This is a genomic window from Ruegeria sp. CF8 (genome assembly GCF_056537285.1).
The window spans coordinates 149554-170993 of sequence record NZ_JBQFRG010000011.1; the positions used below are offsets into that span (position 1 = coordinate 149554).

Consider the following 21440-nt stretch of genomic DNA (forward strand, 5'->3'; position numbering starts at 1 on the left):
ATGCCTAGTCTGAAGGACCTTAAAAACAGGATCGAGTCGGTCAAATCGACCCGCAAGATCACCAAGGCCATGCAGATGGTCGCGGCCGCAAAACTGCGCCGTGCCCAGGAATCTGCCGAAGCCTCGCGCCCCTATGCCGAGCGGTTCAATGCCGTGATGGCGGGGCTGGCAGCTTCGGTCGGGGGCAGCGACAGCGCCCCCAAGCTGCTCCGTGGTACGGGTAGTGATGATGTCCATCTGCTGGTTGTCATGACAGCTGAACGCGGCCTGTGTGGCGGCTTCAACGCAAACATCGCCAAGCTTGCCCGCGCCAAAGCGGAAGAGCTGCGCGGCAAAGGCAAGACAGTCAAAGTTTTGACCGTCGGTAAAAAAGGCCGCGACGCGCTCAAGCGTGACTTGGGCGATCTGTTTGTTGGACATGTAGACCTGAGCGAAGTCAAACGCATTGGTTACGCCAACGCACAAGACATCGCCAAGGACGTCCTGTCTCGCTTCGACGGGGGTGAGTTCGACGTTGCCACGATCTTCTATTCGAAGTTCGTCAACGTTGTGACCCAGATCCCGACGGCACAGCAGGTCATCCCCGCCTCGTTCGAGGACGAAGCGGCAGGTGACGACAGCGGTGCCGTGTTCGATTACGAGCCCAGCGAAGAAGCCATTCTGGCCGACTTGCTGCCCAAGGGGGTTGCGACCGCGATCTTCTCGGCTTTGCTCGAAAACGGAGCGTCCGAACAGGGTGCCCGGATGTCTGCGATGGACAACGCGACACGCAACGCGGGTGAGATGATCGATAAGCTGACGATCCAGTTCAACCGCTCGCGTCAGGCCGTGATCACCAACGAGCTGATTGAAATTATTTCCGGCGCCGAAGCGCTGTAAGAAAACCGGAGACGAAACATGGCGAATGCAAAAGGCAAAGTCACACAGATCATCGGGGCCGTCGTCGACGTGCACTTCGAAGATCAGCTGCCTGAAATTCTGAACGCGCTGGAAACCACCAACAACGGCAAACGCCTGGTGTTGGAAGTTGCTCAGCACCTGGGTGAAAACACCGTCCGCACCATCGCGATGGACGCGACCGAAGGTCTGGTCCGTGGCGAAGCCGTGACAGACACTGGCGCACCGATCTCGGTTCCGGTTGGGAACGCCACCCTGGGCCGCATCCTGAACGTTGTGGGTGAGCCGATCGACGAAAAAGGCCCGGTTGAAGCGTCTGAGGCCCGCGCGATCCACCAGCCCGCGCCGACCTTCGACGAACAGTCGACCGAGTCGGAAGTTCTGGTCACCGGCATCAAGGTTGTTGACCTGCTGGCCCCCTACGCCAAAGGCGGTAAGATCGGCCTGTTCGGCGGCGCCGGCGTTGGTAAAACCGTTCTGATCATGGAATTGATCAACAACATCGCAAAAGTGCACTCGGGCTTCTCGGTGTTCGCGGGTGTTGGTGAACGGACCCGTGAAGGGAACGACCTGTACCACGAGATGATCGAATCGAACGTGATCAAGCCGGACAACCTGTCGGAATCGCAGGTGGCCCTGGTTTACGGTCAGATGAACGAACCTCCGGGTGCGCGTGCACGTGTTGCTCTGACCGGTCTGACGCTGGCCGAGCAGTTCCGCGACCAGTCCGGTACCGACGTTCTGTTCTTCGTTGACAACATCTTCCGCTTCACACAGGCGGGTTCCGAAGTTTCGGCTCTGCTGGGTCGTATTCCCTCGGCGGTGGGCTACCAGCCGACACTGGCGACCGACATGGGCGCGCTGCAGGAACGCATCACCTCGACCAAGTCGGGCTCGATCACCTCGGTGCAGGCGATCTACGTGCCTGCGGACGACCTTACCGACCCTGCGCCAGCAACCTCGTTCGCTCACTTGGACGCGACCACCGTTCTGAACCGTGCGATCTCGGAAAAGGGTATCTACCCCGCGGTTGACCCGCTCGATTCGACCTCGCGTCTGCTCGACCCGGCCATTGTTGGCGAAGAGCACTACGCGGTTGCGACCGACGTTCAGCAGATCCTTCAGCGTTATAAGTCGCTGCAGGACATCATCGCCATCCTCGGCATGGACGAACTGTCGGAAGAGGACAAACTGACCGTTGCCCGTGCCCGTAAGATCGAACGCTTCCTGTCGCAGCCGTTCGACGTTGCCGAAGTCTTCACCGGTTCGCCCGGCGTTCAGGTTCCTCTGGATGTAACCATCTCGTCGTTCAAGGCGGTTGTGGCTGGCGAATACGATCACCTGCCCGAAGCGGCCTTCCTGATGGTTGGCGGCATCGAAGAAGTGATCGCTAAAGCCGAGAAGATGGCAGCAGAAGCCGCCTAAGGAGTATCCCTGATGGCAAACACGATGCAATTCGACCTCGTCAGCCCCGAGCGGAGCCTTGCTTCGCTCAGCGCGACGGCGATCCAGATTCCCGGCGCGGACGGGGACATGACGGCAATGCCCGATCATGCCCCCACCATCACCACGCTGCGCCCCGGTCTGCTGAAGGTTGAGGCACCCGAAGGGTCCAGCGAATACCTGGTCACCGGCGGGTTTGCCCAGATCAACGGCGACAGCCTTTCGGTTTTGGCCGAAAAGGCCATTCCGGTGGCCGAAGTGACCCGCGCGCATCTGGATGAGTTGATCGAAGACGCCCGCGCCTCGCATGAGGCGGCCAAGGGCGGCGATGATCAGACCATCGTCGATGATGCGGCCAAGCTGCTGGCGGATATGGAAGCGCTTGGAACGCATATGAGCCTGTAACCGGCTTTGTAGTCAAAGATTTGAACGGCCTCACATTTGTGGGGCCGTTTTTTTGTCGTGCTTTTGCCGAATTGCCGGGATAACTTGCGGGAATTCAAGAATAATGATGACAGAATGAAAAAGTTCCTTACCCATCCAATTGGCATTGATCAGGGCGAAGATGTGCTGTTTTCGGAATTTGCCGAAGGCGGTGAGATGTGGACGGGGCAAGGACCTCGTGAACGTCGCACGCCCATTCAGTTCAAAGAACCATTTCGCACCCCACCAACTGTTCAGATCGGAATTTCTCTGTGGGACGTCGACACGTCTTCGGCGCTGCGCGCAGAAGTTCAGGCCGAAAATATCACGACCGAAGGGTTTGAAGCGGTATTTCGTACGTGGTCAGATACAAGGATCGCCCGCATCCGGGCAAGCTGGACCGCGATCGGCGAAGTCGCGCATCCGGATGACTGGAATATCTCCTGACCCGTGTTCAGACCATTACGCTTTAAGGAAGCGCAGCCGTCAGCTGTCTTGCGCTTCGATCATATCCACCCGCGTCGCGTGGCGGCCGCCTTCGAATTCGGCACTCAGAAAGGCATCCACGATGTCCAGCGCCTGACCTTCGCCCACAACGCGTGCGCCGAGTGACAGCATGTTGGCGTCGTTGTGCTGGCGGATCATCCGGGCCGAGAAGGCGTCGGAGCAAACTCCGCAGCGGATGCCCGGCACTTTGTTTGCCGCCATCATGATGCCCTGACCGGTGCCGCACAGGATGATGCCCAAACCGCAATCGCCCGATGTGACGGCCTCAGCTGCGGCTTTGCCGTGCTTAGGGTAATGGGTGCTTTCGGGAGTTGTAGGGCCGATATCGACCACCTCCCATCCCTGTTGAGCGATGTGTTTTGCCACGGCCTGCCGCAGATCAATCGCCGCGTGGTCACTGGACAGAACAATGCGTTTGTTTGAGGACATTTGAGGTCATTCCCTCTTTCGCGGATCCACTCGCTTGCCGACAAATAACTAGCAGAGCAGATCGGTGTTCAAAAAAGCAAAAGGGCGGCTTGATTTGGCCGCCCGTTGGAACTCAATCCATCTGGTACATGGACTCGTAGATTGGTGTCAGTGTCTTGTCTTCAAACAGCGATGACACGCTGGTGCCGTTCCAGATGTTCAGAATCGCCTGGGTGAAGATCGGCGCGGTTGGTACGATGCGAATGTTCTTGGCTTTGGCAACTTCTTTGGTCGGTTGAATCGTGTCCGTCAGAACCAGCGATTTCATCACTGAATTGGTGACGCGTTCAACCGCAGGGCCGCTCATGACGCCGTGGGTGATGTAGGAATGAACCTCTTTTGCGCCGTTATCCAACAGCACTTGCGCAGCCTTGCAAAGGGTTCCGGCGGTATCGCACATGTCGTCCACGATCAGGCAGATCTTGTCTTTCACGTCACCGATCACTGTCATTTCGGCCACTTCACCCGCTTTCTCGCGGCGCTTGTCCACGATCGAGAGTGGGGCGTTGATGCGTTTCGCCAACTCGCGCGCACGGGCCACACCGCCCACGTCAGGCGATACCACCATGATCTCATCCATGTTGTTTTTGAACTGGTTTTTCACGTCCAGTGCAAAGATCGGCGAGGCGTAGAGGTTGTCCACTGGAATATCAAAGAACCCCTGAATCTGGGCCGCATGCAGATCCATGGTCAGGACGCGTTCAATACCGGCTCCGGTCAGCATGTTGGCCACAAGTTTGGCACTGATCGGTGTGCGGGCTTTGGTGCGGCGGTCCTGGCGGGCGTAGCCGAAATAAGGGATTACAGCGGTGATCCGTTGCGCGGACGAACGGCGCAGTGCGTCGGCAATGATTAGCAGTTCCATCAGGTTGTCATTGGCGGGGTTCGACGTCGGCTGGACGATGAACATATCCTCGCCCCGGACGTTTTCGAACACTTCGACAAAAATCTCACCGTCATTGAACCGCTCGACCCGCGCATCGACCAGACCCTGGTCAACGCCGCGATACAGGCTCATGCGGCGAGCGATGGATTCGGCAAGCGGAAGATTGGCGTTCCCAGCGATGAGCTTGGGTTCGTGGAGTGTCGGCATCGGCTGAGGTCCCCGGGCAGCTTTGGCAATGTGACAGATTCGTGATGTTGACACCGCTTAGCACGGGTCTAACGTCCCGCAAAGGCAACGCAGCGGAGAAAGTGAACATGACCCAGATTGACTACTATTTTGCGACAATTTCGCCCTATACCTATCTGGCGGGAAACCGGCTGGAAGAGGTTGCGGCGAAACATGGTGCGACCATCAACTACAAGCCGCTGGACATCATGGCTCTGTTCGCGCGTACCGGTGGCACAGCACCAAAAGACCGTCATATCTCGCGCATAGAATACCGTGCACAGGACTTGCTGCGCCAAGCCAAACGTCTTGGGGTGGAATTCAATCTGAAACCCGCGCATTGGCCAACCAATATGGCGCCGTCTTCATATGCGGTGATCGCTGCGACCAAGGACGGGTCAGGGGATGTAGGCAAGCTTTGCCAATTGATCCTGCGCGCCTGCTGGGCAGAAGAGAAAGACGTGGCTCAGGATGACGTGATCCGGGATTGCCTGGCAAATGCAGGGTTTGATCCGGAATTGGCCAATAGCGGGTTGCTGGTAGGTGCGGAAACCTACGCCGCCAATCTGGAAGAAGCCGTGGAACAAGGGGCCTTTGGTGCACCATTCTACATCACGCCGGACGGGCATCGGTTTTGGGGACAGGATAGTCTGGATGATCTGGATCAGCATCTGGCTGAGACGAAGGGATGACAGCTTCGGCTGTCGCACCGCAACCCGTCTTCGTCAGGCGGTTGGGAGAGGGCGCGCGAAGAGTGCTTGCCCTCCATTGCACCATTGCGCATTCCGGGGCGTGGTCGGGATTGGCCAAGGCGTTGGACGGCAAAGTCTCTTTGGTCGCGCCAGATATGTTGTCTCATGGGCGCAGTCCGGATTGGGACGGGCAGGGGAACTTCTTTGATCACGTCACCAATAACGCTGCGGCTGAACTGACGGGGCAGATGGACGTCGTTGGCCATTCTTTTGGGGCGATTATTGCACTGAGACTGGCCTTGGAGCATCCCGAACGCGTCCGAAGTCTGACATTGATCGAACCCGTGTTCTTCGCCATCGCGGGTCAAGATGCGCCGGAACGTTTCGACCAGCATGAGCAAGACCTTGGGCCGATAAACAGTGCCTTCAAAGCGGGTGACAATGCTCTGGCCGCGCGACTGTTCAACCGGATGTGGAGCACTGGCATCAGCCCAAAATGGCCTGACTTGCCCGAACGGACGCGTGCCAACATGGTGCGTGGGATACACGCCGTTCCAGCCGTGCACCCGGTGCTTTATGACGATCAAGCCGGGTTGCTCAAAGCCGAGACGCTGGAACGCGCCGCCATGTCGACCCTGATCCTGAGCGGATCAGAAACCCACCCCGTAATCCCCGCCATCTGCGCGGGTTTGGAGCGCCGCCTGCCGCACGCGCGCCATGCGGTGGTTCCGGGCGCGGGGCACATGCTGCCCATTTCGCACCCTCAGGAAACAGCGGCGCTGCTTCAGGCGCTCTGGCAATCCAGTTCTACAGAAGATTGAGAAACTGATCGATCTCAGCCGGGCTGATCGACCAGTCGCAGACCAATCTGCACGCTAGGCTTTCACCATCATCCTCACCCTCTAGCTCATCCCCCCAGAGGTGATAGATCGCTCCGGCCTCATGCAACTGCTTGTGCTTGGCGCGCGAGAAAGAGGCAAAGACCATGTTGGCTTGTGGTTCATGCAGGAATTCAGCGCCCTTGGCGCGCAACCCGTCGGCTAGACGGGCACAGTTGGCATTGGCCTGACGCGCCAGTTTCAACCACAGATCATCTTCGAGATAGGCGGCCATCTGCGCTGACAGGTAGCGGTGTTTAGAGAACAAGTGCGCCCCGCGTTTGCGTCGCAGTTCAAATTCCCAAGCCTTGCTTTCGTCGAAAAACACAACCGCTTCGACCCCCATCAGGCCATTTTTCGTGCCGCCAAAGCTGATGGCATCCACGCCTGATTTCCAGGTCATCTCAGCCGGGGAACAATTCAACGCGACCAGTGCATTGGTGAACCGCGCGCCATCCAGATGCACGGGAAGGTCGTAATCCTTGGCCACGCCGCAAAGAGCCTGCAGTTCTTCCAACGAATAGACTGATCCGCGCTCGGTGACCTGAGTAATCGACACAGGCCCGCGTTGCGGTCCATGCACGCCGCGTGTTTCTTCACCCAGGATCGATCCGCGCAATGCTTCGGGTGTCATCTTGTCACCGCCAGGCACAAGGGTCAGTTTGGCGCCCGTGTAAAATTCGGGTGCGTTGCACTCGTCCTCGTGGATATGGGCAACCGGCGAGCAGAAGACCGTCTCCCAAGGGTTCGACAGCGTTGCAAGAGCCAGTGAGTTTGCCGCAGTCCCAGTGGCCACAAGATACACGGCGGCCCCCGGTGCCTCAAAAATGCTGCGAATGCGGTCACGCACCTCGTTCATCAGCGCGTCAGCACCATAGGCCATCTGATAGCCCAGATTGGCCTCGGCCAGTTTTGCCATGACCTGAGGGTGAACCGGCCCGGAATTGTCAGAGGCGAAATACATCAGGATGGCTCCTCGATTATATAGTCTTCCCACTCTTCCATGGGGGTTTCGAACTCGGACACTGTACGTCCCTGAACCGACATTCCTGCCGCGTGCACGCTGTCTGGCGTACCAGATATCAAAGGATGCCAGTCGTAAAGGGGCTTGCCCTCCCACAGCAGACGATAAGCGCAGGTTTGCGGCAGCCAATAGGCGTGTTCATCTATGTTGTCGGGGGTCATCACAATACATTCGGGCACAAACTGGTGCCGTATGTCGTATTGCGTGCAGCGGCAGCTTTCATCATCCAGCAGGCGACAAGCGACACAGGTCAGGGCAACCTCGCCAGTGTCTTCGTCTTCCAGCTTGTTCAGGCAGCACTTGCCGCAGCCATCACACAATGCCTCCCATTCGCGCTGGTTCATCTTCCGCAAAGGTTTGCGTTCCCAGAACCGGGCGGGCAGGCCGGTGCGTTCGATCGGATCCGTGCTCATAAGGCGGCCAGAATGCCACGGGCTTTTTCGCAATCGGCATCCATCTGGGCAATCAGCCCGTCCAGCCCATCAAAGGTAAGTTCCGGGCGCAGGAAATCAATCAGGCCGACAGACAGGGTTGCGCCGTAAAGGTCGCCCGAAAAGTCGAAAAGGAAGGTTTCGAGATTGGGCACTTCGCCTTGAAACATTGGGCGAACCCCGATCGAGGCCGCACCGTGGTAACTGCCCTGATGCGGGCCATCCAGTACGTCGACCAGAACGGCGTAGACACCAAATTTCGGTAGGTGAAGACCTTCGATGGACATGTTTGCGGTGGGAAACCCCAGCTCGCGCCCCCGCTGTTCGCCGCCGACAACTTCGCCTTCAATCCTGTGCCAATGGCCCAGCATCGCCGCTGCATCACGCGGGCGGCCTTCGCTTAACGCAGTGCGGATCGCAGTTGATGAGACCACGTTCTCGGACCGCTCCATCAGTGGGGCAATCGTCACGCCAAATCCCATCTCTTTCCCAAATCGGACCAGATCATCGGCTGAACCGCTGCGGCCCTTGCCAAAGCAGAAATCAGCCCCCACCACCACATGCGAAAGGCCCAGTCCGTCACAAATAACAATGCGCGCGAATTCTTCGGGTGAGAGCCCGGCCAGCGCCGCATTGAAGGGCAGCTCGTAGAGTTTTTCTACACCCAGTTTTTCCAGCCGGTGCGCTCGTGCATTGCCGCGCATCAGGCGGAACGGAGGCGAATCCGGCGCAAAGTATTCACGCGGATGCGGTTCAAAGGTCATGACACCCAGCGGCGCGTCAGGAGCTGCTTGGCGGGCCATTTCGATGACCGACTGATGCCCCACATGAACGCCGTCAAAGTTGCCGATCGCCACGCTGGCGCCGCGATCTTCTGGCTCGACAAACTGGAAATCCCGGATGATGTGCATAGGCGATTGCGTAGCGTTGCGTTGCGATGAGTTCAAGCGGCAGTTTGAATTCTGCGCACGCCTCCGTCTGAACGAACCCGAAACCAACGAAAAGGCTGAACAACCGCACCAACGCATCAACCGCATGGTATTTAGCGCAAAGCCAACTGCTTGATTCAAAAAAAATCCTGTGTGTAGACTGAACATCCGGATCTCAGGCTGTACTGCGACCCGGTTCAGGCCCGGCCAGGTTCAATGGAACCCAGCACAGGAGGCAGACCATGTATCGATTGCGACTGTTCGCGATTCGCCATGCCCGCACATTCGAGTGGATTTATAAGCGTGTCGAACGCGGCATGGTCGCAATGGATTCGCTTTTTGCAAAGATCGGCTACAATCGCGTCGAACGCCCCATAGCGCTGGTTGAAAAGGGCGTCAAAACCTTACTGTTCGACTGCAAGATGTGCGGGCAATGCGTGTTGTCTTCGACCGGCATGTCCTGCCCGATGAACTGCCCAAAGCAGTTGCGAAATGGCCCGTGTGGCGGTGTGCGTCCCGGCGATTTCTGCGAGGTGAAGCCCGACATGAAATGTGTCTGGGTCTTGGCCTGGGACGGAGCCAACCGCATGCGGCACGGGGGCGAAAAGATAAAGGAAGTTTTGCCGCCAGTGGAACACACGTTGAAGGGATCGTCATCCTGGTTGCGGGTCAGCCGAGAGATTGCCGCGCAGGAACGCGAGGCCCGCGATGCCGCGCGTGTAACCCTTGCTGAAGCCTTCCCGGAAGCGCGCGAGAATGAACCGTCCTCTGCGCCTTTAGCTACTGAGCCGCCAAACGCAATGAACCGGGATCTGAAGAAATGAACGACGCACATCGCAGCGATGTAGAGCCAATCGGCTATGTTACTGTTCCCGACGGGTATGTATCGCACAGCCGGTTGGAAAGGGTCTTGCGCTCGGGTCGGTTTGCCGTGACGGCCGAGTTGAACCCACCCGACAGCGCTGATCCCGAGGATGTTTTTCAGGCCGCGCAGCCGCTTGGAGAGGTAGCAGATGCGATCAACGCAACCGATGCTTCGGGCGCGAATTGCCATATGTCGTCGATTGGAATTTGCGCATTGCTGACGCGCGCCGGCTATTCTCCGGTTTATCAGATTTCCTGCCGGGACCGGAATCGCATCGCCATTCAGGGCGATGTGCTTGGGGCTGCAGCGCTGGGCGTGAGCAATGTTCTGTGCCTGACCGGCGATGGCGTTGGCGTCGGAGATCAGCCGGGGGCAAAGCCGGTTTTCGACTTTGATTCCCTGACCTTGCTGCGAACAATCCGAACCATGCGTGATCAGGGAAAGTTTCTGTCAGGCCGCAAGATCACACGCCCCCCTCAGCTGTTTTTAGGGGCGGCAGAGAACCCTTGCATTCCGCCTTATGACTGGCGTCCTGATCGTCTGGCAAAGAAGGTAGAAGCAGGGGCAGAATATATTCAGACCAACTATATCTACGACATACCGCTTTTTGAGAAATTCATGGCTCGGGTGCAGGATGTCGGTCTGGACAAGAAAGTCTTCATAATCGCTGGCGTGGGGCCCATTGCCTCGGCACGCGCGGCGCGTTGGATGCGTAGCAATGTGCCCGGAATTCATATCCCCGATCAGGTAATTGAGCGGATGGAGAAGGCCGAAAAACCTGCTGAAGAAGGCAAAAAAATCTGTATCGAGCTGATTCAGCAGATACGTGAGATCGCCGGCGTCTCGGGCGTTCATGTGATGGCCTACAGACGCGAACACGTGGTGTCGGAAATCATTCTGGAATCCGGTGCATTGAAAGGGCGCAGGCGTTCGCGCCCTCCTTCAGGACTTCGTGCAGAAAATTAGATTTGGTGCGTTGCAAAATGAAAAGGCACCCGACGGGTGCCTTTCTTTGGCTTGAGTTGGCTTGCCGGTCAGTCGAACTTGCGCGACGGGGCCAGGACCATAGCCTCTCCGATCAGAACCTTCTTGCCTTCGACCGAGCAATGGCAATCCAGTTTGACCCGGCGCTTGGAAAAATCGATGTCGACAACCTTTACTTCGGCGTAAACCATGTCGCCTGGGCGTACAGGTGCCAGAAACTTAAGCGACTGACCCATGTAAACAGTGCCATGGCCGGGCAGTTGTTCGCCGATCACCGCCGAGATCAGACCCGCTGTCAGCATCCCGTGGGCGATACGGCCCTCAAAGATCGTGTCGCGGGCATAATCGTCATCCAGATGCACCGGATTACGGTCGGTTGAAACCTGAGCGAACATCTCGATGTCTTCGTCCGTCACCACTTTGCGCAGGTAGCGGGACATGCCCATTTCGATGTCTTCAATACAGATCGTTCCGCGTGGAAGATTGTCCAACATGTTGCCCTCACTCGAAATCGGCCGTGAAAGAAAAAACCATCTTTAGGCCAAGGTTGGCAACTTTATTACTTCGCAACTGCAGAAAATCAAGTCTTTTCTGATTACCGCAAGCGACCGATTGTAAAGGTCGGGTTGATCTTTTCCCTTTTGATATAATCGGTTAGCGATTCATGGTGTGGGTGGTGCGACGTTTTTGTCTCGGCTGCGGCCAGACCGCCTGAAATAAACAGGGAATCAATGCCCTCTCCCATGCCGCCCAGAATGTCTGTGTGGGGTCCGTCGCCGATCACCAGAATGTCGCCGTCCGGGATATCATGCCCCAGCTCCTGCAATCTGCGGCGGGCCAGATCATAAATCGGCGGATGCGGTTTGCCGAAATACAGGCTTTCACCACCCATTTCGGTATAGAGCTTTGCCAAGGCTCCTGCGCACCACTCCCGGACTTCTCCGCGGTCGACAACAATGTCGGGATTCGCGCAAAGCAGCTTCATTTCCATCTGCTTGGCATAGAGGAAGTCGGGTCGGTTCACATCCGGGTCGGCCATCGGATCGAACGGGCCACAGCAAACGATGCCTTCAGCCTCTTTAAGCGGCACACGTTCGATGTGAATGGGGTGATGCAGAAGCTTCAAAGGTTCGAAAAAGCCTGCATCTCGCTGCCATTCACCCATGAAATACACCTTGTGCCCGACAGCGCCCCGGAACATCGCAGAACGTGCGGAATCCCCGCTGGTCGCAATGGTGTCATAGGCATCGGAGGGCACGTTGAATTGAACCAACTGCTCAGCCACTCCCGCCCGAGGCTTTGGTGAGTTCGTCACAAGTACAACAACCCCGCCTTTCGCACGATAGGCCTGCAATGCCGCAACGGCTTCGGGGAATGCGGTGATGCCGTTGTGGACACAGCCCCAAAGGTCGACAAACAGCGCCTTGTAGCGGTCAGAGATCTCGGCAAGCGAGGAAACGATCTGGGTCATTGGGGCCTCTGTAAGTAAATTAGCGGTTGCGACAGCTATGGCAAAGCTGAGACCCAAACACCATCCCGCATTCCCTTTTGCGCTGGGAAATGGTGAATCTATTAATCGTCTTCAGTAACGTCCGAAACATCCGGGGCCTGCTGGACGTTTTCAGTTCCCAAAATGATCTGTGCACCAATTCGGGTCTGGTACCGAATAACGGCCAGATATCCGGGCCCAAGCTCCTCCTGCAATACATCAACAAGGGGGGGGTCACGCAGGTTTTCCGGCAGCAACCCTGCAACGGAAGAAACTTTGAACTGAGCTTCAACGGGCAGGTCGACGATCAACCAGACCTCCACACGTTTGCGCTGGGCGTTGACATCTACCCGAATGATTTCAACTGAAACAGGATCGGCCCATTCCCTGATGGCTTCGGCCAGCTGGGCCTCGGTGCGCGTTTCGAGATATCGATTGTAGGTGGATTTCCCAAGTTGCAGCACCACGACGACCAGGAATGCCAGCGCGACAAACACGCTTGCTGTGAAATTCAGTTTACGCTTGCCCTTGCTGAAAACCACGGACCGTGCCGCATAGACCAGATAAACGGCGCAGGCCGAAAGAATGATTGCTCCAAGGTTTGTTGCGAAGAGTAGCCCCGCCTCGTAGGCCTCGGCAGGCTCGCCAAAATACAACAAAATACCTGCTGCTGAGAGCGGCGGTACAAGAGAAACGCCAATGGCTGCGCCGGGCAAAAGGCTCAGCTCGGATTTGTTGATTTGAACATAGGCCCCGGCAACGCCAGCGGCGAGCGCGACGATCAGGTCTTCGGTGCCGGGATCCGTGCGCGCAAGGACCTGATCAGGGATCAAAATACCGCGTGGGACGTCTGCGACATAGACCATGAACCACGCCATCAAAACGCAGATTGTTGCCGCAAAACAAACTGTAAGGGCAAGAACGACCGCGCGTTTCAGCCACCCCATGACCATTGCTGCAGCCACACCCAAGATCGGGGTCATAAGGGGTGCCACAAGCATTGCCGCGATCACAACAGCGCCCGAGTTGCGCAATAGCCCCATGGTGGCAATTACCACTGACAGAGTAAGCAACATCGCAAAGCGTCGCCAATACGCGGCTTTGTCCGTCCCTTCAAATCGAAGGATGCCCTTGGTCGTGCTGAGGCTGCGAATAACGATGGTGTGTGCCTGACCTAATTTGAGTTCCGTACCCAAAGACAGACTAACAATCGATACCGTTTCCGCAAATGGCCGAACAGAAAGAAAAAGGCGCCCGATTGGACGCCTTTCCTTTGAATTCAAGTGCCGATCAAACCTTCAGGTTTGGAATGATCTGCTTTTTACGGCTCATGATGCCCGGCAGGACAACGGCATCGCCATCAACGGCGGCACCAAAGCTTTTCTCGGCAACGGATTTGACCAGATCGTTCGGAACCAGCAGCGTGGCCTCTTCGTTCAGAATGTCGACGACGAACAGAAGAACCTGATCCACACCGTCTTCAGCAGCCACGTCAACCATCGACGCTGCCAGGCTGGCTTTGCGATCCAGCACAACACCGGGGGCTGTTGTTTCCAGAACTGAGACGCGGAACTTGGTGCCGTCAACCTCGTATTCCTTGCTGTCCATGCGGATCAGCTCGGCGTCAGAAAAAGACGAGACGTCTGATTTCGCGGCAAACATGTCGGCGGCATAGGCCGAGATGTCCAGCTCAAGCTCGGCCGCCAGCTTTTCAGCGACCGCACGGTCATGCGCTGTGGTGGTGGGCGAGCGGAATTCCAGCGTGTCCGACAGAATGCAGGTCAGAGCCGCGCCCTTGATGGCGTCGGGCATCTTGGCAGCGTCGTCGCCCATGAGGTCGACCATGATGGTCGCGGTGCAAGCCAGCGGGCGCACGGTGATGTCGATCGGACCTTTGGTTTCCAGTCCACCGACCAGCTTGTGGTGGTCGATGATGGCGCGGATATCAGCGTCGTTGATACTGGCTGGCAGTTCCGCCGGGTTGTTGGTGTCGACGATGACAACGGGGGTGTCCGCGGCCAGATCTTCGATGATGCGTGGCTTGGGCAGGTCCCAGTTTTCAAGCATAAAGGCCGCTTCGGTGTTGGGCTCACCCAGCAGGACCGGCTCGGTCTGCTCTCCTTTGATCTCGTTCAGATACCACGACCACAGGATCGGCGAGCCGGTGGAGTCGGTATCGGGGGATTTGTGGCCAAATACTAGCGTTGTCATGTCAGCGTCCTGCGGATTGGAAATTTGCGCGCCTTATAGGGCGAGCAAACGCCGTTGTCACGACACAGTCGACAATGTGCGACCGTTGGTCTGAAAACTGCCCAGCGGTTCAGAATTCCGCCCGTGTCAGGCTGTATCCTGCCTGCTCTAACTGGTTCAACAGACCATGTTCATCACTAAAGTGGCCCGCACCTACTGCAATGACCGCAGTCTGATCCTTGATCTCAAGAATATGCGTCATCCAGTTGGCGTTTCGTTCAATAACCAACTGCTGTTCGAACTCTGCCCACTCGGCTTCAAATTCTTCTGCTGTCAAACCTGATAGTTCTTGTCCCAGAATTCGGCCCAACACAAAGACCTCCGCGTGTTTTTCGTCGAAATACAAGCTCGCCATGGTGGCGATCTGGTCTTCGATGTTTTGGAAGGTTCCGGCCATCCGAGCGAGTGATTGAGCCTGTTCTTCGATCGAGTATGCGTCGAACATCGCCATCAGGTCTTCGATACTTTCCAGCGAGTATTGCGGGATACCCTGCTCTTTTGCCAACTTCGTCAGACGCGCGTCCAATCCGTTGGTTCCGTTGGGATCCTTTATGATGCAAGACGGTAAAGCCAGAGTCATACTCAAGAACCATGGACGCATCTTGGCGCCCATCCAGCTTGGAATGCCGCGATCGGCCATCTCTGCCGAAAGGGTGGCCCAGTCTTCTTCAGAAATCAGATCCACTAGTGTGGGACCAGATGTGATCAGGACAGGGCTTGGGTCAGCTGCAAGTTTCCGCTCCCAGGCTTTCATGTCGTCCTGAAGGATTTCGAAATAGACCGCATCGGCTTGCGTGATCGTTGGAGTCAGGCGTTCGACGATTGCGTCCATCTGCGGGTAGTTCAGGTGCATAGTGCCCACAAGATGCAGCACAGTGTCGTCTTTGGTTGCGATCCAATGATTGCCTTCGGGATACAAAATGTCCGCCAGAGCGTCCTGCATCTCGGCTTGGACCGCAGGGGACAAATCGCCTCTCAGGTCACGCCCTTCGCAGCCAGCCTGCGCTATGGCGGGCAACAAAAGGCTGATAAAGAAAAGAAGCAGACGCATTGTTGAATTTCCTTTGAAATCAGAGTTGCTGCAACAGTGTACCGGCGGATGGGATGTTGCAAGTTCGATCGCGTTTTCCGATCTGCTGGCTGGTAATCCACCGCAGTTTGCGTAGCATAAACCCATGACCCGCGAGCAGGACCTCTATCCCCCGATCAAAGCGCTGCTGGAGCGCCAGGGATACACCGTGAAGGGCGAGGTCCGGGCAGCTGACGTCGTTGCTGTTCGCGAGGGTGAGGAACCCGTAATTGTTGAATTAAAACTGCGGTTCACGCTGTCGCTGTTCCACCAGGCGATCACACGGTTGAAATTGACGGATCAGGTCTATGTTGCAGTCAGCAAACCAACGGGTCGAAGCGCGCGACGCGCACTTAAAGACAATCTGGCGCTGTGCCGACGTTTGGGCCTGGGCCTGATCACTGTGCGCGCTGATGGCACGGTCGAGGTGCAGTGCGATCCTGGTCCCTACGCGCCTCGAAAGAACAAAGCCAAGGCCACGCGGCTGCTGCGTGAATTCGACCGGCTGGAAGGGGACCCGAACGCGGGCGGCGCCACTCGGCATGGTATTGTGACCGCCTATCGGCAAGACGCGCTGAAATGCGCGGCCTTTCTGGCCGAACAGGGCGCAACCAAGGGCGCAGAGGTTGCCAAATCGGTGGGCGTTCCGGCTGCGACCCGGCTTATGCGTGAAAACCACTACGGATGGTTTGAGAAGGTTGAAAAAGGCGTCTACGGCCTTACCTCTCAGGGAAGTGAAGGGCTGAAGCACTGGGCCTACAGCTGGGAACAGACGGACTGATCCTTTCCGCGAAAAAAATCCCTCACAACTTGTTGACTCGGAGTTTTAGACTCCCTAGCTATGCGTCGTTATCACTCACATACCCCGAGTGCTAACGCCCCGTCGGAAGGCGAGGGGAGGATTAACAACTTTGAGCCCAAGGAGCTGCAAAGATGGCATTGAAACCGCTTCATGACCGTGTGCTGGTTCGCCGTACCGAAAGCGAAGAGAAAACCGCAGGCGGCCTGATCATTCCTGACAGCGCAAAAGAAAAGCCCAGCGAAGGCGAAGTCGTCGCAACCGGCGAAGGTGCGCGCAAGGACAGCGGCGAGCTGATCGCGATGGCGGTCAAAGCTGGCGACAAGATCCTGTTCGGCAAATGGTCGGGCACCGAGGTTCAGGTCGACGGCGAAGAGCTGCTGATGATGAAAGAAAGCGACATCATGGGGATCATCGAGTAAGCCCGCGCGCTTTCTCTGATCTTCATTACAAACTTATTTCTCAAGGAGAAACGACATGGCTGCAAAGGACGTCAAATTCGACACCGATGCCCGTAACCGCATGCTGGCAGGTGTGAACATCCTAGCCGATGCTGTTAAAGTGACCCTGGGCCCCAAAGGCCGCAACGTGGTTCTGGACAAATCCTTCGGCGCACCGCGCATCACCAAAGACGGTGTTTCGGTTGCCAAGGAAATCGAACTGGAAGACAAGTTCGAAAACATGGGCGCGCAGATGGTGAAAGAAGTCGCCAGTCGCACCAATGACGAAGCCGGTGACGGCACCACAACTGCGACCGTTCTGGCCCAAGCCATCGTTCGCGAAGGTCTGAAGCAGGTTGCAGCGGGCCTGAACCCGATGGACCTGAAGCGCGGCATCGACCTGGCAACCTCGAAGGTTGTTGAAGGCATCAAGTCGGCTTCGCGCGAAGTCAAAGACTCGGCAGAAGTTGCTCAGGTTGGCACCATCTCGGCCAACGGCGAAGCCGAGATCGGCCAGCAGATCGCAGACGCGATGCAGAAGGTTGGCAACGAAGGCGTTATCACCGTCGAAGAAAACAAAGGTCTGGAAACCGAGACCGACGTTGTCGAAGGTATGCAGTTCGATCGTGGCTACCTGTCGCCTTACTTCGTCACCAACGCAGACAAGATGATCGCAGAACTCGATGACTGCATGATCCTGCTGCACGAAAAGAAACTGTCCTCGCTGCAGCCGATGGTTCCGCTGCTCGAGCAAGTGATCCAGTCGCAGAAGCCGCTGCTGATCATCGCAGAAGACGTTGAAGGTGAAGCGCTGGCAACTCTGGTTGTCAACAAACTGCGCGGCGGCCTGAAAATTGCTGCTGTCAAAGCACCGGGCTTCGGCGATCGCCGTAAAGCCATGCTGCAGGACATCGCGATCCTGACCGGCGGTCAGGTCATCAGCGAAGACCTGGGCATGAAGCTCGAGTCCGTCACCATGGACATGCTGGGCACCGCCAAGAAGATCGAAATCACCAAAGACGAAACCACCATCGTCGACGGTGCTGGCGAAAAAGCCGAGATCGAAGCCCGTGTTGGCCAGATCCGCACTCAGATCGAAGAAACCACCAGCGACTACGACCGTGAGAAGCTGCAAGAGCGTGTTGCCAAACTGGCAGGCGGTGTTGCTGTTATCCGCGTCGGCGGCATGACCGAAGTTGAAGTGAAAGAGCGTAAGGACCGTGTGGACGATGCTCTGAACGCAACCCGCGCCGCCGTTCAGGAAGGCGTTGTTGTGGGTGGCGGTGTTGCTCTGGTTCAGGCCGGTAAAGCACTGGACGCTCTGGAAGGTGCAAACGCTGATCAGAACGCAGGCATCAACATCGTTCGCAAAGCCATCGAAGCGCCGCTGCGCCAGATCGCTGAGAACGCAGGTGTTGACGGTGCGGTTGTTGCGGGCAAAGTCCGTGAGTCTTCGGACGCAGCATTCGGCTTCAACGCGCAGACCGAAGAATATGGCGACATGTTCTCGTTCGGCGTGATCGACCCGGCCAAAGTTGTCCGTACCGCTCTGGAAGATGCGGCATCGGTTGCTGGCCTGCTGGTCACCACCGAAGCTATGGTTGCCGACAAGCCGCAGAAAGACGCACCTGCTGCAGGCGGCATGCCCGACATGGGCGGCATGGGCGGCATGATGTAACCACGTCGAATTCGCCGCGGCGAATTCTGACGGTCCCGACAGGTGATTGGCTGAATGGCCAAGCTACCGAGAGGGGTGCCACAGTACTAGTTTTCGGGGTCGCCTTCGGGCGGCCCCGTTTTTGTTGCCAATAGCCGCTTTGCGGCTATGCCTCCGGCGGGAGTATTTTGGAAAAGATGAAGAACGGGCAGCATGTCCATGGATTGTGAGTGTCCATATCGCTTGCAACCGGATATGCGGGTTCCATGAGACTGTTTGTTCTGACCGCCCTGACCATGTGCGCCTTTGCGGCGAATTCCATCCTGAACCGGTTGGCTATCGACAGCGGTGCCAGCGATCCGGCCGGTTTCGCGGTTATGCGGGTGCTGGCGGGCGCGCTGGTTTTGACCGCGCTGGTTCTGGCACGTGGCGGGCATTTGCCTTTGCACAACCGTCGGCGGGTCATTGGGGCGGGATCATTGTCTTTGTACATGATCGGGTTTTCCCTGGCGTACCTGACACTGGATGCAGGTCTTGGTGCGTTGGTTTTGTTTGCCATTGTGCAAATCACGATGTTTGCCTTCACGGCCGTCAAGGGTACGCTGCCAACCCGGCAACAGTTGGTGGGCGCGGCCATGGCCTTGGCGGGGTTGGCCTATGTCCTTTGGCCATCGGGCACGGTGCGAGTTGACCCGGCAGGCACCGCCCTGATGATTGCCGCTGGTGTCGGATGGGCCGCCTATTCATTGGCTGGGCGATCTGAACCAGATGCTTTGCAGGGCACGGCTGCAAATTTCCTAATTGCTTTGCCTGTCACCGGACTAGCGCTGCTGATTGCCGGGGCGGAATGGAATATGACTGGTATGGGCTATGTGCTGGCAGTTGTGTCCGGGGGTATTACGTCAGGGTTGGGTTACGCTTTGTGGTATCGCGTGCTGCCGAACCTTGCACCAACAGTGGCGGCCGTGGTTCAACTCAGCGTACCTGTCATTGCGATCCTGGGGGGTGTTGTGCTGCTTGGTGAAACGGCCAGCGCCCGGCTGGTCTTTGGCGCAGCGGTGGTTCTGGGCGGTATTGCGCTGGCCGTGCTGCAACGTCAGCGGAGCTAGGGCTTTCATCGGCGTCTCATAGGCTTTATCTGGCGCGTATGAGACTATTGATTGCCCTGCTGTTTTTCATTTTCCCTGCTGCCGCCAGCGCGAAATGCGTGATCCTTTTGCACGGGCTGGCGCGGACCGAGGCTTCGTTTGCCGTGATGGAGGAATTGTTCGAGGCACATGGCTATAAGGTCGTGCGCCCCGGCTACCCATCGACCGAAATTGGCATTCCGGAACTTGCAGAACAAACCCTGCCCGATGCTTTTGCCGCTTGCGGGGAAGATAAAGTCAATGTTGTCGCGCACTCCATGGGCGGCATCCTGCTGCGGTATTGGCTCAAGGATCATCATCCCACCAATATGGGCCGAGCGGTCATGCTGGGCCCGCCGAACCAAGGCAGTCAGCTGGTCGATGAACTGAGCGCGTGGGAGGTGTTCGGGTATCTGAACGGCCCAGCAGGGCTGCAACTGAGCACCGGACCCGAAGGCATCCCCGGTCGCCTGCCCCCAGTGGATTTCGAACTGGGTGTTATCGCAGGAAGTGAATCTCTGAACCTTGTGTTTTCCTCGATTATCGATGGCCCCGACGATGGCAAGGTTTCGATTGAAAGCACCAAGGTCGAAGGTATGACCGATCATCTTATCCTACCGGTGACGCACACTTTCATGATGAACAACCCGCGCGTCATGGCGCAGGCACTGCATTTCATTGAATTCGGACGGTTCGATCCGCAGATCACTTGGCTTGATGGCGTGATGGACATAATAGACGAGATCTGTATTGGCCAGGACTGCCCAGACCCTGTCTCGGAGCCCTCGCGATGACGGCATTGAACCTGACATTGACCGGGGCAGAGATTCTGTTACCGGGCCAGGGTTTGACTCGTGCTGATCTGACCCTAGCAGAAGGCGCGATACAGGCAGAACCAACCGGGCGCAGGGTTGATCTGAGCGGCTATCTTGTCCTGCCCGGCATCATCGATCTGCACGGGGACGGGTTCGAACGCCATATCGCCCCGCGACGCGGAGCGATGAAGCAGATGACTGAAGGCATTCTTTCCGTCGAGGCCGAGTTAGCTGCGAACGGCATTACCACCGCGGTGCTGGCTCAGTTCTACAGCTGGGAAGGCGGCGTGCGAGGACCGGACTTTGCGGCGCAGGTGTTTCAGGCCATTGCTGCCGTGAAAGACAGCGCCGTCACCGATCTGATCCCGCAATTGCGGTTTGAGACCAATATGCTCGCGGACTATGCCGGATTGGCCCGTCGCATCGCTGATTGGCAGGTGCCTTACGTAGTGTTCAATGATCACCTGCCGCATGATCGGTTGGCGCAGGGTAAAAAGCCGCCGCGTCTGACCGGGCAGGCGCTGAAGGCCGGTCGCAATCCGGAGGCGCATTTTGAGATGTTGCTCAACATGCACGCCCGCTCGCACGAGGTGCCGGCTGCCGTCGAAGCGTTGTGTGCTGACCTTGAGGAAATGGGTGTACGTCTGGGCAGCCACGACGATGCAACAGCCGAGACGCGGGCATGGTGGCGCGACCGAGGCGTCCGTATTGCCGAATTCCCGGAAACGCTTGACGCTGCCGAGGCAGCACGTTCTGCCGGGGATCACATCATCCTCGGTTCACCCAACGTGGTGCGGGGTGGATCGCACAAAGGCAACGCCAGTGCGGTCGAACTGATCGCTATGGGTCTCTGTGATGCGCTGGCGTCAGACTATCACTATCCCAGCCCACGCCGGGCTGCATTGATGCTGTTCAAGACCGGTTTGCTTGATTTCGAAGGCGCGTGGAACCTGATTTCTTCGGGTCCGGCCAAAGTGCTGGATCTGCCAGACCGGGGTACACTTACCCCCGGCAAAAGGGGTGATTTGGTCATTCTTGATGCGGCCACCCACCGGGTCGCAGCGACCATGGCCGATGGGCGTATCAGCCATATGTCAGGGGACATTGCAGCACGCTTTCTGAACGCAACGATGCCGTAGATA

General features: G+C 57.4%; 24 protein-coding genes. 14 read left to right on the forward strand and 10 right to left on the reverse strand.

Annotation, left to right across the window (positions count from 1 at the left end; all coding sequences use genetic code 11):
- The 4 genes from ACR0EV_RS20915 to ACR0EV_RS20930 all read left to right on the forward strand — a co-directional run bounded on the left by ACR0EV_RS20915 (position 1) and on the right by ACR0EV_RS20930 (position 3210).
- Positions 1-879, forward strand: a complete 879-nt coding sequence (locus ACR0EV_RS20915; RefSeq protein WP_480801866.1) for a F0F1 ATP synthase subunit gamma — start codon at positions 1-3, stop codon at positions 877-879.
- Between the two features lie 18 nt (positions 880-897).
- Entirely contained in the window at positions 898-2322 is a 1425-nt protein-coding gene (atpD, locus tag ACR0EV_RS20920) for a F0F1 ATP synthase subunit beta (RefSeq protein WP_480801867.1), read from the forward strand.
- Positions 2323-2334: 12 nt separating this feature from the next.
- Positions 2335-2745, forward strand: coding sequence for a F0F1 ATP synthase subunit epsilon (locus ACR0EV_RS20925; RefSeq protein WP_480801868.1), 411 nt, complete (start codon positions 2335-2337; stop codon positions 2743-2745).
- Positions 2746-2859: 114 nt separating this feature from the next.
- Positions 2860-3210 (forward strand): H-type lectin domain-containing protein, encoded by a 351-nt coding sequence (locus tag ACR0EV_RS20930; RefSeq protein ID WP_171619845.1) that lies wholly within the window; start codon positions 2860-2862, stop codon positions 3208-3210.
- 39 nt (positions 3211-3249) lie between these two features.
- On the opposite strand, the gene rpiB is transcribed toward ACR0EV_RS20930, so the two are convergent.
- Positions 3250-3699 carry a ribose 5-phosphate isomerase B gene (rpiB, locus tag ACR0EV_RS20935; protein WP_480801869.1) on the reverse strand — a complete coding sequence of 150 codons (450 nt, stop codon included), beginning with the start codon at positions 3697-3699 and terminating at the stop codon, positions 3250-3252.
- Between the two features lie 112 nt (positions 3700-3811).
- Positions 3812-4831, reverse strand: coding sequence for a ribose-phosphate pyrophosphokinase (locus tag ACR0EV_RS20940; protein ID WP_480801870.1), 1020 nt, complete (start codon positions 4829-4831; stop codon positions 3812-3814).
- 107 nt (positions 4832-4938) lie between these two features.
- On the opposite strand from ACR0EV_RS20940, the gene ACR0EV_RS20945 reads away from it, so the two are divergent.
- On the forward strand, positions 4939-5541 hold the full coding sequence (locus ACR0EV_RS20945) for a DsbA family protein (RefSeq protein WP_480801871.1): 603 nt from the start codon (positions 4939-4941) through the stop codon (positions 5539-5541).
- Positions 5538-6362 (forward strand): alpha/beta fold hydrolase, encoded by an 825-nt coding sequence (locus ACR0EV_RS20950; RefSeq protein WP_480801872.1) that lies wholly within the window; start codon positions 5538-5540, stop codon positions 6360-6362. Before ACR0EV_RS20945 ends, ACR0EV_RS20950 begins: the two co-directional genes overlap by 4 nt.
- On the opposite strand, the gene ACR0EV_RS20955 is transcribed toward ACR0EV_RS20950, so the two are convergent.
- Genes ACR0EV_RS20955 through ACR0EV_RS20965 form a run of 3 tightly spaced genes read right to left on the reverse strand, consistent with a single transcriptional unit; the run spans position 6349 to position 8785 of the window.
- Positions 6349-7383 (reverse strand): threonine aldolase family protein, encoded by a 1035-nt coding sequence (locus ACR0EV_RS20955; RefSeq protein WP_480801873.1) that lies wholly within the window; start codon positions 7381-7383, stop codon positions 6349-6351. The genes ACR0EV_RS20950 and ACR0EV_RS20955 overlap by 14 nt on opposite strands.
- Positions 7383-7856: a YcgN family cysteine cluster protein gene (locus ACR0EV_RS20960; protein ID WP_171186428.1), complete on the reverse strand. Its 474-nt coding sequence runs from the start codon at positions 7854-7856 to the stop codon at positions 7383-7385. The genes ACR0EV_RS20955 and ACR0EV_RS20960 overlap by 1 nt, the downstream gene beginning before the upstream one ends.
- Positions 7853-8785 (reverse strand): bifunctional riboflavin kinase/FAD synthetase, encoded by a 933-nt coding sequence (locus ACR0EV_RS20965; protein WP_480801874.1) that lies wholly within the window; start codon positions 8783-8785, stop codon positions 7853-7855. The genes ACR0EV_RS20960 and ACR0EV_RS20965 overlap by 4 nt, the downstream gene beginning before the upstream one ends.
- A gap of 260 nt (positions 8786-9045) precedes the next feature.
- Between ACR0EV_RS20965 and ACR0EV_RS20970 the strand changes: the two genes are divergently transcribed.
- Both ACR0EV_RS20970 and ACR0EV_RS20975 read left to right on the forward strand, forming a co-directional pair.
- Positions 9046-9627, forward strand: coding sequence for a methylenetetrahydrofolate reductase C-terminal domain-containing protein (locus ACR0EV_RS20970; RefSeq protein WP_480801875.1), 582 nt, complete (start codon positions 9046-9048; stop codon positions 9625-9627).
- A complete protein-coding gene (locus ACR0EV_RS20975) occupies positions 9624-10634 on the forward strand; it encodes a methylenetetrahydrofolate reductase (protein ID WP_480801876.1) in 1011 nt (336 codons plus the stop codon). The genes ACR0EV_RS20970 and ACR0EV_RS20975 overlap by 4 nt, the downstream gene beginning before the upstream one ends.
- 68 nt (positions 10635-10702) lie before the next feature.
- Here the strand turns inward: ACR0EV_RS20975 and ACR0EV_RS20980 are convergent, their stop codons facing one another.
- The 5 genes from ACR0EV_RS20980 to ACR0EV_RS21000 all read right to left on the reverse strand — a co-directional run bounded on the left by ACR0EV_RS20980 (position 10703) and on the right by ACR0EV_RS21000 (position 15442).
- A complete protein-coding gene (locus ACR0EV_RS20980) occupies positions 10703-11146 on the reverse strand; it encodes a MaoC family dehydratase (RefSeq protein ID WP_171091711.1) in 444 nt (147 codons plus the stop codon).
- Between the two features lie 101 nt (positions 11147-11247).
- Positions 11248-12123, reverse strand: a complete 876-nt coding sequence (locus ACR0EV_RS20985; protein ID WP_480801877.1) for a TIGR01459 family HAD-type hydrolase — start codon at positions 12121-12123, stop codon at positions 11248-11250.
- Between the two features lie 101 nt (positions 12124-12224).
- Positions 12225-13217 carry a DUF389 domain-containing protein gene (locus tag ACR0EV_RS20990; protein ID WP_480801878.1) on the reverse strand — a complete coding sequence of 331 codons (993 nt, stop codon included), beginning with the start codon at positions 13215-13217 and terminating at the stop codon, positions 12225-12227.
- A 214-nt stretch (positions 13218-13431) separates the two neighbouring features.
- Positions 13432-14352 carry a manganese-dependent inorganic pyrophosphatase gene (locus ACR0EV_RS20995; protein ID WP_171091705.1) on the reverse strand — a complete coding sequence of 307 codons (921 nt, stop codon included), beginning with the start codon at positions 14350-14352 and terminating at the stop codon, positions 13432-13434.
- A 109-nt stretch (positions 14353-14461) separates the two neighbouring features.
- Entirely contained in the window at positions 14462-15442 is a 981-nt protein-coding gene (locus ACR0EV_RS21000; RefSeq protein ID WP_480801879.1) for a TraB/GumN family protein, read from the reverse strand.
- 124 nt (positions 15443-15566) lie between these two features.
- On the opposite strand from ACR0EV_RS21000, the gene ACR0EV_RS21005 reads away from it, so the two are divergent.
- The 6 genes from ACR0EV_RS21005 (at position 15567) to ACR0EV_RS21030 (ending at position 21437) form a co-directional block, all read left to right on the forward strand.
- The gene (locus tag ACR0EV_RS21005; RefSeq protein WP_480801880.1) at positions 15567-16241 is read left to right on the forward strand and encodes a DUF2161 domain-containing phosphodiesterase; all 675 of its coding nucleotides are present in this window, start codon (positions 15567-15569) and stop codon (positions 16239-16241) included.
- A gap of 152 nt (positions 16242-16393) precedes the next feature.
- A complete protein-coding gene (gene groES / locus ACR0EV_RS21010; RefSeq protein WP_170352338.1) occupies positions 16394-16681 on the forward strand; it encodes a co-chaperone GroES in 288 nt (95 codons plus the stop codon).
- 55 nt (positions 16682-16736) lie between these two features.
- Positions 16737-18377 carry a chaperonin GroEL gene (gene groL, locus ACR0EV_RS21015; protein WP_171186411.1) on the forward strand — a complete coding sequence of 547 codons (1641 nt, stop codon included), beginning with the start codon at positions 16737-16739 and terminating at the stop codon, positions 18375-18377.
- A gap of 245 nt (positions 18378-18622) precedes the next feature.
- Positions 18623-19465 carry a DMT family transporter gene (locus ACR0EV_RS21020; protein WP_480801881.1) on the forward strand — a complete coding sequence of 281 codons (843 nt, stop codon included), beginning with the start codon at positions 18623-18625 and terminating at the stop codon, positions 19463-19465.
- A 38-nt stretch (positions 19466-19503) separates the two neighbouring features.
- Positions 19504-20277: an esterase/lipase family protein gene (locus ACR0EV_RS21025; RefSeq protein ID WP_480801882.1), complete on the forward strand. Its 774-nt coding sequence runs from the start codon at positions 19504-19506 to the stop codon at positions 20275-20277.
- On the forward strand, positions 20274-21437 hold the full coding sequence (locus tag ACR0EV_RS21030; protein WP_480801883.1) for an alpha-D-ribose 1-methylphosphonate 5-triphosphate diphosphatase: 1164 nt from the start codon (positions 20274-20276) through the stop codon (positions 21435-21437). The genes ACR0EV_RS21025 and ACR0EV_RS21030 overlap by 4 nt, the downstream gene beginning before the upstream one ends.
- Positions 21438-21440: the final 3 nt, after the last annotated feature.